This is a genomic window from Duganella sp. LjRoot269, from assembly GCF_964254095.1.
In the GTDB taxonomy this organism is placed as follows: Bacteria; Pseudomonadota; Gammaproteobacteria; order Burkholderiales; family Burkholderiaceae_D; genus Rugamonas; species Rugamonas hordei.
Genome location: NZ_CAXUSL020000001.1, coordinates 2,294,565 through 2,307,677 on the forward strand (window position 1 = coordinate 2,294,565; position 13,113 = coordinate 2,307,677).

Here is a 13,113-nt window from a genome sequence, read left to right on the forward strand (position 1 = left end):
CTTATTTCTATAACCGCTCCTTTGTTTAGTCGCAAGGGGCTAACGTTATAGGGACAAGTGAATAAGTGCACATGGTGGATGCCTTGGCGATTACAGGCGATGAAGGACGTAGTAGCTTGCGATAAGCTGCGGGGAGCTAGCAAACAAGCTTTGATCCGCAGATTTCCGAATGGGGAAACCCACCCTTTATGGGTATTGCATACTGAATACATAGGCATGCAAGGCGAACGCGGCGAACTGAAACATCTAAGTAGCTGCAGGAAAATAAATCAACCGAGATTCCCAAAGTAGTGGCGAGCGAAATGGGAAGAGCCTGCACGTTTTAGCATGACGCATAGAAGAATCCTCTGGAAATAGGAGCCATAGCGGGTGATAGCCCCGTATTCGAAATGCGATGTGTGGAACTAAGCGTGCGACAAGTAGGGCGGGACACGAGAAATCCTGTCTGAATATGGGGGGACCATCCTCCAAGGCTAAATACTCGTAATCGACCGATAGTGAACCAGTACCGTGAGGGAAAGGCGAAAAGAACCCCGGGAGGGGAGTGAAATAGATCCTGAAACCGTGTGCATACAAACAGTAGGAGCGGACTTGTTCCGTGACTGCGTACCTTTTGTATAATGGGTCAGCGACTTACATTCAGTGGCAAGGTTAACCATATAGGGAAGCCGTAGAGAAATCGAGTCCGAACAGGGCGATAGTCGCTGGGTGTAGACCCGAAACCAAGTGATCTACTCATGGCCAGGATGAAGGTGCGGTAACACGCACTGGAGGTCCGAACCCACTAATGTTGAAAAATTAGGGGATGAGCTGTGGGTAGGGGTGAAAGGCTAAACAAACTTGGAAATAGCTGGTTCTCTCCGAAAACTATTTAGGTAGTGCCTCAAGTATCACCATCGGGGGTAGAGCACTGTTATGGCTAGGGGGTCATCGCGACTTACCAAACCATTGCAAACTCCGAATACCGATGAGTGCGAGCTTGGGAGACAGACGTCGGGTGCTAACGTCCGGCGTCAAGAGGGAAACAACCCAGACCGCCAGCTAAGGTCCCAAAGATTGGCTAAGTGGAAAACGAAGTGGGAAGGCTAAAACAGTCAGGATGTTGGCTTAGAAGCAGCCATCATTTAAAGAAAGCGTAATAGCTCACTGATCGAGTCGTCCTGCGCGGAAGATGTAACGGGGCTAAGCCAGTCACCGAAGCTGCGGATATCTAGCAATAGATATGGTAGGAGAGCGTTCTGTAAGCCTGCGAAGGTGTCTTGTAAAGGATGCTGGAGGTATCAGAAGTGCGAATGCTGACATGAGTAGCGATAATGGGGGTGAAAAGCCCCCACGCCGTAAGCCCAAGGTTTCCTGTTCAACGTTCATCGGAGCAGGGTGAGTCGGCCCCTAAGGCGAGGCAGAGATGCGTAGCTGATGGGAAGCAGGTTAATATTCCTGCACCGTCGTATGATGCGATGGGGGGACGGATCGCGGAAGGTTGTCTGCCTGTTGGAATAGGCAGTTTCTGGTTCATAGAAGGCGCTTAGGCAAATCCGGGCGCGGAATTCAAGGGACTGGGACGAGGCACTTAGGTGCTGAAGCAATCGGAAGTGGTTCCAAGAAAAGCCTCTAAGCTTCAGTCATACGAGACCGTACCGCAAACCGACACAGGTGGGCGAGATGAGTATTCTAAGGCGCTTGAGAGAACTCGGGAGAAGGAACTCGGCAAATTGGTACCGTAACTTCGGGAAAAGGTACGCCCTTGTAGCTTGACTGGCTTGCGCCAGAAGGGTGAACGGGTTGCAATAAACTGGTGGCTGCGACTGTTTAATAAAAACACAGCACTCTGCAAACACGAAAGTGGACGTATAGGGTGTGACGCCTGCCCGGTGCTGGAAGATTAAATGATGGGGTGCAAGCTCTTGATTGAAGTCCCAGTAAACGGCGGCCGTAACTATAACGGTCCTAAGGTAGCGAAATTCCTTGTCGGGTAAGTTCCGACCTGCACGAATGGCGTAACGATGGCCACACTGTCTCCTCCCGAGACTCAGCGAAGTTGAAGTGTTTGTGATGATGCAATCTACCCGCGGCTAGACGGAAAGACCCCATGAACCTTTACTGTAGCTTTGCATTGGACTTTGAACCAATCTGTGTAGGATAGGTGGGAGGCTTTGAAGCGGGGACGCCAGTTCTCGTGGAGCCAACCTTGAAATACCACCCTGGTTTGTTTGAGGTTCTAACCTTGGTCCGTTATCCGGATCGGGGACAGTGCATGGTAGGCAGTTTGACTGGGGCGGTCTCCTCCTAAAGTGTAACGGAGGAGTTCGAAGGTACGCTAGGTACGGTCGGACATCGTGCTAATAGTGCAATGGCATAAGCGTGCTTAACTGCGAGACTGACAAGTCGAGCAGGTACGAAAGTAGGACATAGTGATCCGGTGGTTCTGTATGGAAGGGCCATCGCTCAACGGATAAAAGGTACTCTGGGGATAACAGGCTGATTCCTCCCAAGAGTTCATATCGACGGGGGAGTTTGGCACCTCGATGTCGGCTCATCACATCCTGGGGCTGTAGCCGGTCCCAAGGGTATGGCTGTTCGCCATTTAAAGTGGTACGTGAGCTGGGTTTAAAACGTCGTGAGACAGTTTGGTCCCTATCTGCCGTGGGCGTTGGAAATTTGAAGGGGGCTGCTCCTAGTACGAGAGGACCGGAGTGGACAGACCTCTGGTGTACCGGTTGTCACGCCAGTGGCATTGCCGGGTAGCTAAGTCTGGAAGAGATAACCGCTGAAAGCATCTAAGCGGGAAACTTGCCTTAAGATGAGATTTCCCAGAGCCTTGAGCTCTTTGAAGGGTCGTTCGAGACCAGGACGTTGATAGGTCAGGTGTGGAAGTGCAGTAATGCATTAAGCTAACTGATACTAATTGCCCGTACGGCTTGTCCCTATAACCTTAGCAGGTTATGGTGAATGAGAAGTACGTTGGAACGTTCGTTGATACAACTTCATTACCTAATTACTTACCGATTCCAGATTCTGGGCAACGTTCACAAGAACGCGGCTCGTACAAGTCAATGCCTGATGACCATAGCAAGTTGGTCCCACCCCTTCCCATCCCGAACAGGACCGTGAAACAACTCTGCGCCGATGATAGTGCTGCAACCAGTGTGAAAGTAGGTTATCGTCAGGCTAGTTATACCTAAAAACCCCCATCAGCCTGAACGCGTTCAAGATCGCGTTCAGTGCAGGTGGGGTTTTTTTTCATTTGAAAGCTGCCTCCGTTCGAGTGCATCTTGCGATATCTCGCGGTACAGCGCCAGCAAGCTGGTTTCTTCGTGATCCCAGCGGTATTTGCTTTCGATGGCACGCCTGCCGTTGGCACCCATCTTTTTCGCCAGCGCCATATTGGACTGCAAGAAGTTGATCGCGCGTGCAATCTCACCCGGCCGATCCGGATCGACGCACAAGCCGCAATCAGCCGCTTCGACAATACTGCGCCACAGCGGAAAGTCGGAGGCGATCACCGGCAAACCTGCCGACATGTATTCGAACAATTTGATCGGCAGCGCGTTCATAAAGTTCGGCTCGGCACGCAGGGTGACCAGGCCGCAAAAGCTGCGCGCCATGATGTCTGCCACGTCCGTCCGGCCGACGAAACCGCATTCCTCCACTTGGCGCCAGCCCGGATACGCCGCAAGCTCGTCGCGCAGGGCGGCGGAGTCGAATCGTCCCGCCAGCAGCAGTTTGCAGGAGGACATGTCGAGCGCCTGGATAATTTGCCGGATGCCGCGCATTTCATTGATCGCACCCACATAGCAGACACTGTCGCGCGCGCTGTGCGCGACGGCGGGTGCGGTAGCCAATTCGCCGACCATCGGGTAGTTATGAATCACCGTCACGCGCTTGGCGCTGTGTTCGAACAATGCCCCGATATACGGCGTGGCCCCGACGACGGCGGCACAGCGCCGCGCCGCAAAGTGTTCGACGCTGCGCGCCACCGCGCCGATGGCATGGCGCAGTGGCAGAGGAATCCATTGCTTGGATTGGATGTCGGCGCTCAGATCCTCATGCAGGTCGAGGATGACCTGCTTGCCCTGTCTGGCCAGCAGCACGCCGTAGGGGATCAGCTCGGGATCGTGAATATGGTAAATCTGGGCATCGAGTTCCTTGGCGATCCTGTAAGTGCGCCAGGCCTGAAGCAGCATGCGCCGTACCCGCCCGCCGCCGTTGGCCGCCGCCAGTCGATGCAGCGTGACGCCTGCGGCAGCCGCTTCCGCAACCTCGGCCGCGGTGGCATCGATGACCAGATGGACCTCATGGCCGGCGCGCGCCAGCGACACGCATTCCTTGCGATAGATGCGTATGTCCAGCCCGCGATGTACGGATGAGAAGTGACAGACTTTGCTCATGTCCATGCCTCCTGCCGGGATGCTTGCGGGGGCATCACCGCCGGTGTCCGCGTCGGCTTGACGAGCCAGGCCAGCAGCAAGGCTTCGTCGAGCAGATCCGGCGATTGCGACAACGCTGCATCGGACAGCAGCGCGTCGAGCTGCGCACCCGATTTCAGTGCGCCGCCCAAGGCTGTCCGATGGTCGAAGATGCGCGCGCGCAGGCTGGCGCCGAGGCCCTGCGCGATCCAGTCCTGGGTCACGTCGAAGCCGCGTTTTTTCCGGTTCAGCCGTATCGGGTCAGGAACCAGGTCGCTGGTGATGTGGCGCAAGGCCCACTTGCCAAAGCCATTGGCGATCTTGAGCCGGGCTGGCAGTGCCAGCGCAAATTCGACCAGCCGGTAATCGAGGAAGGGCAGGCGACTCTCGACGCCATAGCCCATGGAGTTGCGGTCCTCGTAACGCAGCAAGGTGGGCAGGCTCCACTGCTGGATATCGGCGATCTGGCGATCGGACAGCGACAGATCGGATTCGCCCCACAGGTTTTGCGTGTCCGCCTCCCAGGCGAGCAGGCTGAACGCCTTGCCCTTGCCATTGTAGCGGGCGAGATTTTGCATATACATGCGCGCCTGTCCGGCTTCGTGCACCAGCATCAGGGCCAGCGAGTAGAGCAGGCGCAGCGCGCCTTCCGGGTCGCGCGCCACCAGCGCCGCGCGCAAGGCGATCGGCATAAATTTGCGGTAACCGGCAAAAATCTCGTCGCTGCCCTGGCCGCCGAGCAGCACCTTGAACCCGGCCGCGCTGGTGTCACGGAAGACGGCGTTTTGCGCGATCGGGCTGAGGCCGGAAAACGGCGCCTCCTGAAAGGCCATCGTGGTTTCAAGCATGTCGCACAGTTCGCGGCTGCTCCAGCGTGGCCAGACGAAGCTGACGTCGATGCCGGCAGTGTGCGACATGATGCGGGTGGCCGGGCCTTCGGACGTGGGGGCGGCGGGCGAGCCGAAGGAAAACGCCCGCAGCTGCGTCACCTGGCGCCGCGTGGCGCAGGCGATCGCCGTCGAGTCGAGGCCGCCGCTGAGCGATACGGCCAGCGGCACGTCGCTGCGCAACCTGAGGCTCACTGCGCTGTCGAAGCAGGCACGGCATTCGTCCATCAGTGCGGAATCGCCGAGGCAGGCCAGGGCGGCGCGCCGCGCGGCTACCGCCGTGGTCAGGCAGTACCATTTCCCTTCGCTTACGTCGATGCGCTCGGCGGATAGCTGGAACTTGACCCAGCAACCGGCCGGCACCGACTTGACCTGCTTGAACGATGAACCCGATTGCGCGGTTTCGTAAGCCTTGTAGCGCACGCCGCGGGCGCAATAGGCGGTGTCGATCTCGGCGCCCACTTGTTCGGCCACGCCAGCCGCCGACGAGCCAAAGGTCAGCGCGCCGTCCGCGCGCCAGCCCCAAAGCAGTGGCTTGACGCCGAAGCGATCGCGCACCAGCCACAGTTCGCCGCTTCGGTGGTTAAAGGCGGCGAAGACGAACATGCCGTTGAAGCGGCGCAGCGCATCCGTGCCCCATACGGCCCAGGCGCGCAGCAGCACCTCGGTATCGCTGCCGCCAGCAAATGAATGCCCTGCGCTACGGAGTTCCTCGCGGATTTCGCGGTAGTTATAGATTTCTCCGTTGAAGACGATCCACCAGCCGCTGCCGGCGTCGGCCATCGGCTGTGCCCCCAGAGCCGAGAGTTCGATGATCGCCAGTCGGGTGTGAGCCAGTTGCACGTGGTGGCCGCCGAACGCGAACTGCTGGTCGCCACGCGCGTCCGGCCCGCGCCGGTCGATGAAACGGAAGGCGGCGGCTAAGGCGGCGCGCCTGCTTTCGGCTTCATCCTGGCTGATCAGTCCCCAAATGCCGCACATGATTGAGCGTCCCGATTCGTGATTGGTCCTTCGGATCGTAGCGGATCAAAATACGTGGAAGGCGATATCGATCAAGCGAGCGTGGATGACGGGAGCGAAAGCGGACAGCGTTATCTAAGGCAATCTTGCCGTTTCCGCCGGCTGCACGGCCAGGTAGCGCCGCATGGCGCTGGCTTCTTCACCGGGACTGCGGCCGAAGTAGCGCTTGAACTCGCGGCTGAATTGCGATGGGCTTTCATAGCCCACCTGGGCCGACGCAGCTTGCGCCGTCATGTCGCTGCGCGCCATCAGCAGCCGGGCCTGGTGCAGGCGGGCCGATTTCAGGTACTGGATCGGCGAGCACTGCGTCACCGATTTGAAATGAACATGGAAGGCCGGCACGCTCATGCTGGCCTCGGCCGCCAGCGTGCCGACATCGATGTCGGCCGCGTAGTCGGCGTGGATGCGGCGCAGCGCCTTGGCTATGCGGCCGAACTGGCCCTGGCTGGTCAGCGCCGCGCGCATTGCCGCACCTTGTTCTCCCATCAGCACACGGTAGCAGATTTCGCGCACGATGCCTGGTCCGAGCACGCGCGCCTCCAGCGGCGAGCTCAGCGCTTCAAGCAGGCGCAGCACGGTTTCGCTCAGTCGCTCATCCATGCGCGTGGTCATCATGCCCTTGGGCATGGCTGGGGTGTCGTTCTGGGTCTGATCGATGGTGAACATCAGGTCAGCCAGCGTGGTGCGGTCGACCCGGATCGACAACCCAAGGAAGGGCTCTTCCTCGGTGGCGTCGGTGGTGCTGGTGAAGGGCATGGGGACGGCGACGACCAGATAGTGGTCCGCATCGAACTGCAGCACGTCGTTGCCGAAGTAGGCGCGCTTGCGTCCCTGCAGCACGATGGCGATGCAGGGATCGGACATGGCGGGGGTCTTGGTGGTGCTGCAATTGGAGCGCGTCAGGCGGACGTCGTCCAGTGCCGTCAGGGTATAACCCTCGTTTTGCGCCAGTTGTTGATGCAGGGCGATCATGCGTTCCACGCCGACTCCTTCGAAATTCGCTGATGAATAGGAATGATCCATGATTCCTCCGCTCATCGCCACCGCTGTCGTGCGGTTCTATAGGATTAGGCAATAAGTCCATAGTCATGTGCATTCGCAGCATTCGCCTGGGGCCGTAAGATGCAGTCTGGTGTTATTGCTTTGAAAGGACCGCATCATGACAGCAGCTACACAAACACATCGAAAGGTTATCCTGATTGCCGGCGCCTGCCGGGGAAGCGGTCCGGCAACGGCGCGCCAGTTGGCGGGCGAGGGACATCATGTGGTGCTCGGTGCGCGCCGCTCCAACAAGTTGCACGCGCTGGTCACTGAGATCCGCAAGGCCGGAGGTTCTGCCGAATGGTATGCGCTGGACGTCACGCAGCCGGACGAGATGCGCGAGTTCCTGGCGTTCGCCGAAGACGTGCACAAGCGTGTGGATGCCATCATTCACAATGCCTAGGAAAGTCCTTGCCAATTCATGCAGGCCTTTGCTATAGTTCGCCTCCCCGCAAAACGGTGCGTGCAAATGCAGAGTGAAGCGGGGGAAAAAGAGGGTTGACGAGATATACGAAACAGTTCATAATCTTGCCTCTTCGCTGATGAACACAACGCTTCTTCAGCAAGCAGTACCAAACAAAGTTCTTTAAAAATTAACAGTCGATAAGTGTGGACGTTTGATGGAAGTGCACACGAGACCTTCGGGTTTCGTGAAACTTAAAAAATATCAAATGTTCACAAGAAGTAATGAAATAGGCGCTATGAAAATAGTGGCCTGTCAGTATTTTGAGTGAGCGACCCAGCAGAAATGCTGGTGACACGAAAGTGTCAAAGTAACAGAGATTAAACTGAAGAGTTTGATCCTGGCTCAGATTGAACGCTGGCGGCATGCCTTACACATGCAAGTCGAACGGCAGCGCGGGGCAACCTGGCGGCGAGTGGCGAACGGGTGAGTAATATATCGGAACGTACCCTGGAGTGGGGGATAACGTAGCGAAAGTTACGCTAATACCGCATACGATCTAAGGATGAAAGTGGGGGATCGCAAGACCTCATGCTCCTGGAGCGGCCGATATCTGATTAGCTAGTTGGTGGGGTAAAGGCCCACCAAGGCATCGATCAGTAGCTGGTCTGAGAGGACGACCAGCCACACTGGAACTGAGACACGGTCCAGACTCCTACGGGAGGCAGCAGTGGGGAATTTTGGACAATGGGCGCAAGCCTGATCCAGCAATGCCGCGTGAGTGAAGAAGGCCTTCGGGTTGTAAAGCTCTTTTGTCAGGGAAGAAACGGCTACCTCTAATACAGGTGGCTAATGACGGTACCTGAAGAATAAGCACCGGCTAACTACGTGCCAGCAGCCGCGGTAATACGTAGGGTGCAAGCGTTAATCGGAATTACTGGGCGTAAAGCGTGCGCAGGCGGTTTTGTAAGTCTGTCGTGAAATCCCCGGGCTCAACCTGGGAATGGCGATGGAGACTGCAAGGCTAGAGTTTGGCAGAGGGGGGTAGAATTCCACGTGTAGCAGTGAAATGCGTAGATATGTGGAGGAACACCGATGGCGAAGGCAGCCCCCTGGGTCAAAACTGACGCTCATGCACGAAAGCGTGGGGAGCAAACAGGATTAGATACCCTGGTAGTCCACGCCCTAAACGATGTCTACTAGTTGTCGGGTCTTAATTGACTTGGTAACGCAGCTAACGCGTGAAGTAGACCGCCTGGGGAGTACGGTCGCAAGATTAAAACTCAAAGGAATTGACGGGGACCCGCACAAGCGGTGGATGATGTGGATTAATTCGATGCAACGCGAAAAACCTTACCTACCCTTGACATGGCTGGAATCCTTGAGAGATTGAGGAGTGCTCGAAAGAGAACCAGTACACAGGTGCTGCATGGCTGTCGTCAGCTCGTGTCGTGAGATGTTGGGTTAAGTCCCGCAACGAGCGCAACCCTTGTCATTAGTTGCTACGAAAGGGCACTCTAATGAGACTGCCGGTGACAAACCGGAGGAAGGTGGGGATGACGTCAAGTCCTCATGGCCCTTATGGGTAGGGCTTCACACGTCATACAATGGTACATACAGAGGGCCGCCAACCCGCGAGGGGGAGCTAATCCCAGAAAGTGTATCGTAGTCCGGATTGTAGTCTGCAACTCGACTGCATGAAGTTGGAATCGCTAGTAATCGCGGATCAGCATGTCGCGGTGAATACGTTCCCGGGTCTTGTACACACCGCCCGTCACACCATGGGAGCGGGTTTTACCAGAAGTAGGTAGCTTAACCGCAAGGAGGGCGCTTACCACGGTAGGATTCGTGACTGGGGTGAAGTCGTAACAAGGTAGCCGTATCGGAAGGTGCGGCTGGATCACCTCCTTTCTAGAGTAGCACTGGTCAGCAATGACTACTCATCAAGCGTTCACACTTATCGACTGTCAATATTAAAGAACAGCATTTGGGGCTGTAGCTCAGCTGGTTAGAGCACCGTGTTGATAACGCGGGGGTCGTTGGTTCGAGTCCAACCAGCCCTACCAGTTTCTGCCTTGTAGTAAATCTCAGGGGGATTAGCTCAGCTGGGAGAGCACCTGCTTTGCAAGCAGGGGGTCGTCGGTTCGATCCCGTCATCCTCCACCAAGAGTTCAAATGTAAGGGTAAGCCTTTAGATTTGATCTTTTAGAGATCAAGTGCTGTACGTTCTTTAACAATCTGGAAGAAGTAAGTAAATTTTTATTGATCGTGTTCGCCGACAGGCGGATACGATGGGTAATGATTGTATGTATCAACAAACGCAACAACGTAGTACTTCTTATTTCTATAACCGCTCCTTTGTTTAGTCGCAAGGGGCTAACGTTATAGGGACAAGTGAATAAGTGCACATGGTGGATGCCTTGGCGATTACAGGCGATGAAGGACGTAGTAGCTTGCGATAAGCTGCGGGGAGCTAGCAAACAAGCTTTGATCCGCAGATTTCCGAATGGGGAAACCCACCCTTTATGGGTATTGCATGCTGAATACATAGGCATGCAAGGCGAACGCGGCGAACTGAAACATCTAAGTAGCTGCAGGAAAATAAATCAACCGAGATTCCCAAAGTAGTGGCGAGCGAAATGGGAAGAGCCTGCACGTTTTAGCATGACGCATAGAAGAATCCTCTGGAAATAGGAGCCATAGCGGGTGATAGCCCCGTATTCGAAATGCGATGTGTGGAACTAAGCGTGCGACAAGTAGGGCGGGACACGAGAAATCCTGTCTGAATATGGGGGGACCATCCTCCAAGGCTAAATACTCGTAATCGACCGATAGTGAACCAGTACCGTGAGGGAAAGGCGAAAAGAACCCCGGGAGGGGAGTGAAATAGATCCTGAAACCGTGTGCATACAAACAGTAGGAGCGGACTTGTTCCGTGACTGCGTACCTTTTGTATAATGGGTCAGCGACTTACATTCAGTGGCAAGGTTAACCATATAGGGAAGCCGTAGAGAAATCGAGTCCGAACAGGGCGATAGTCGCTGGGTGTAGACCCGAAACCAAGTGATCTACTCATGGCCAGGATGAAGGTGCGGTAACACGCACTGGAGGTCCGAACCCACTAATGTTGAAAAATTAGGGGATGAGCTGTGGGTAGGGGTGAAAGGCTAAACAAACTTGGAAATAGCTGGTTCTCTCCGAAAACTATTTAGGTAGTGCCTCAAGTATCACCATCGGGGGTAGAGCACTGTTATGGCTAGGGGGTCATCGCGACTTACCAAACCATTGCAAACTCCGAATACCGATGAGTGCGAGCTTGGGAGACAGACGTCGGGTGCTAACGTCCGGCGTCAAGAGGGAAACAACCCAGACCGCCAGCTAAGGTCCCAAAGATTGGCTAAGTGGAAAACGAAGTGGGAAGGCTAAAACAGTCAGGATGTTGGCTTAGAAGCAGCCATCATTTAAAGAAAGCGTAATAGCTCACTGATCGAGTCGTCCTGCGCGGAAGATGTAACGGGGCTAAGCCAGTCACCGAAGCTGCGGATATCCAGTAATGGATATGGTAGGAGAGCGTTCTGTAAGCCTGCGAAGGTGTCTTGTAAAGGATGCTGGAGGTATCAGAAGTGCGAATGCTGACATGAGTAGCGATAATGGGGGTGAAAAGCCCCCACGCCGTAAGCCCAAGGTTTCCTGTTCAACGTTCATCGGAGCAGGGTGAGTCGGCCCCTAAGGCGAGGCAGAGATGCGTAGCTGATGGGAAGCAGGTTAATATTCCTGCACCGTCGTATGATGCGATGGGGGGACGGATCGCGGAAGGTTGTCTGCCTGTTGGAATAGGCAGTTTCTGGTTCATAGAAGGCGCTTAGGCAAATCCGGGCGCAGGATTCAAGGGACTGGGACGAGGTGCTTAGGCACTGAAGCAATCGGAAGTGGTTCCAAGAAAAGCCTCTAAGCTTCAGTCATACGAGACCGTACCGCAAACCGACACAGGTGGGCGAGATGAGTATTCTAAGGCGCTTGAGAGAACTCGGGAGAAGGAACTCGGCAAATTGGTACCGTAACTTCGGGAAAAGGTACGCCCTTGTAGCTTGACTGGCTTGCGCCAGAAGGGTGAACGGGTTGCAATAAACTGGTGGCTGCGACTGTTTAATAAAAACACAGCACTCTGCAAACACGAAAGTGGACGTATAGGGTGTGACGCCTGCCCGGTGCTGGAAGATTAAATGATGGGGTGCAAGCTCTTGATTGAAGTCCCAGTAAACGGCGGCCGTAACTATAACGGTCCTAAGGTAGCGAAATTCCTTGTCGGGTAAGTTCCGACCTGCACGAATGGCGTAACGATGGCCACACTGTCTCCTCCCGAGACTCAGCGAAGTTGAAGTGTTTGTGATGATGCAATCTACCCGCGGCTAGACGGAAAGACCCCATGAACCTTTACTGTAGCTTTGCATTGGACTTTGAACCAATCTGTGTAGGATAGGTGGGAGGCTTTGAAGCGGGGACGCCAGTTCCCGTGGAGCCAACCTTGAAATACCACCCTGGTTTGTTTGAGGTTCTAACCTTGGTCCGTTATCCGGATCGGGGACAGTGCATGGTAGGCAGTTTGACTGGGGCGGTCTCCTCCTAAAGTGTAACGGAGGAGTTCGAAGGTACGCTAGGTACGGTCGGACATCGTGCTAATAGTGCAATGGCATAAGCGTGCTTAACTGCGAGACTGACAAGTCGAGCAGGTACGAAAGTAGGACATAGTGATCCGGTGGTTCTGTATGGAAGGGCCATCGCTCAACGGATAAAAGGTACTCTGGGGATAACAGGCTGATTCCTCCCAAGAGTTCATATCGACGGGGGAGTTTGGCACCTCGATGTCGGCTCATCACATCCTGGGGCTGTAGCCGGTCCCAAGGGTATGGCTGTTCGCCATTTAAAGTGGTACGTGAGCTGGGTTTAAAACGTCGTGAGACAGTTTGGTCCCTATCTGCCGTGGGCGTTGGAAATTTGAAGGGGGCTGCTCCTAGTACGAGAGGACCGGAGTGGACAGACCTCTGGTGTACCGGTTGTCACGCCAGTGGCATTGCCGGGTAGCTAAGTCTGGAAGAGATAACCGCTGAAAGCATCTAAGCGGGAAACTTGCCTTAAGATGAGATTTCCCAGAGCCTTGAGCTCTTTGAAGGGTCGTTCGAGACCAGGACGTTGATAGGTCAGGTGTGGAAGTGCAGTAATGCATTAAGCTAACTGATACTAATTGCCCGTACGGCTTGTCCCTATAACCTTGGCAGGTTATGGTGAATGAGAAGTACGTTGGAACGTTCGTTGATACAACTTCATTACCTAATTACTTACCGATTCCAGATTCTGG

The 13,113-nt window shown here is 55.2% G+C and carries 4 protein-coding genes, 2 tRNA genes and 4 rRNA genes; 7 read left to right on the forward strand and 3 right to left on the reverse strand.

Annotated elements, in window-relative coordinates:
• The first annotated feature begins 51 nt into the window (after positions 1 to 51).
• Both ACSQ3S_RS10190 and rrf read left to right on the forward strand, forming a co-directional pair.
• Positions 52 to 2,926 (forward strand): 23S ribosomal RNA (locus ACSQ3S_RS10190).
• A gap of 130 nt (positions 2,927 to 3,056) precedes the next feature.
• Positions 3,057 to 3,169, forward strand: a 5S ribosomal RNA gene (gene rrf / locus ACSQ3S_RS10195).
• A 49-nt stretch (positions 3,170 to 3,218) separates the two neighbouring features.
• Here rrf and ACSQ3S_RS10200 read toward each other — a convergent pair.
• From ACSQ3S_RS10200 to ACSQ3S_RS10210, 3 genes are all read right to left on the reverse strand, one after another.
• On the reverse strand, positions 3,219 to 4,388 hold the full coding sequence (locus ACSQ3S_RS10200) for a glycosyltransferase family 4 protein (protein ID WP_436142293.1): 1,170 nt from the start codon (positions 4,386 to 4,388) through the stop codon (positions 3,219 to 3,221).
• Positions 4,385 to 6,274: an asparagine synthase (glutamine-hydrolyzing) gene (asnB, locus tag ACSQ3S_RS10205; RefSeq protein ID WP_436142294.1), complete on the reverse strand. Its 1,890-nt coding sequence runs from the start codon at positions 6,272 to 6,274 to the stop codon at positions 4,385 to 4,387. Before asnB ends, ACSQ3S_RS10200 begins: the two co-directional genes overlap by 4 nt.
• A gap of 114 nt (positions 6,275 to 6,388) precedes the next feature.
• Complete coding sequence (locus tag ACSQ3S_RS10210; protein WP_176656079.1) at positions 6,389 to 7,285, reverse strand: AraC family transcriptional regulator; 897 nt, start codon at positions 7,283 to 7,285, stop codon at positions 6,389 to 6,391.
• A 187-nt stretch (positions 7,286 to 7,472) separates the two neighbouring features.
• On the opposite strand from ACSQ3S_RS10210, the gene ACSQ3S_RS10215 reads away from it, so the two are divergent.
• From ACSQ3S_RS10215 to ACSQ3S_RS10235, 5 genes are all read left to right on the forward strand, one after another.
• Positions 7,473 to 7,757 (forward strand): SDR family NAD(P)-dependent oxidoreductase, encoded by a 285-nt coding sequence (locus ACSQ3S_RS10215; RefSeq protein ID WP_353405606.1) that lies wholly within the window; start codon positions 7,473 to 7,475, stop codon positions 7,755 to 7,757.
• A gap of 382 nt (positions 7,758 to 8,139) precedes the next feature.
• Positions 8,140 to 9,668 (forward strand): 16S ribosomal RNA (locus ACSQ3S_RS10220).
• Positions 9,669 to 9,746: 78 nt separating this feature from the next.
• Positions 9,747 to 9,823: transfer RNA gene (locus tag ACSQ3S_RS10225), tRNA-Ile, on the forward strand.
• A gap of 24 nt (positions 9,824 to 9,847) precedes the next feature.
• Positions 9,848 to 9,923, forward strand: a tRNA-Ala gene (locus ACSQ3S_RS10230).
• A 222-nt stretch (positions 9,924 to 10,145) separates the two neighbouring features.
• A 23S ribosomal RNA gene (locus tag ACSQ3S_RS10235) occupies positions 10,146 to 13,020 on the forward strand.
• The 16S and 23S rRNA genes sit together here with 2 tRNA genes alongside, the layout of an rRNA operon.
• Positions 13,021 to 13,113: the final 93 nt, after the last annotated feature.

Bases quoted from the DNA above. Each gene is read 5' to 3' on its own strand.
- ACSQ3S_RS10210 (WP_176656079.1), bottom strand. From the start codon at position 7,285: ATGATCGCCCTGCATCAACAACTGGCGCAAAACGAGGGTTATACCCTG.
- ACSQ3S_RS10200 (WP_436142293.1), bottom strand. From the start codon at position 4,388: ATGAGCAAAGTCTGTCACTTCTCATCCGTACATCGCGGGCTGGACATA.
- ACSQ3S_RS10215 (WP_353405606.1), top strand. From the start codon at position 7,473: ATGACAGCAGCTACACAAACACATCGAAAGGTTATCCTGATTGCCGGC.
- asnB (WP_436142294.1), bottom strand. From the start codon at position 6,274: ATGTGCGGCATTTGGGGACTGATCAGCCAGGATGAAGCCGAAAGCAGG.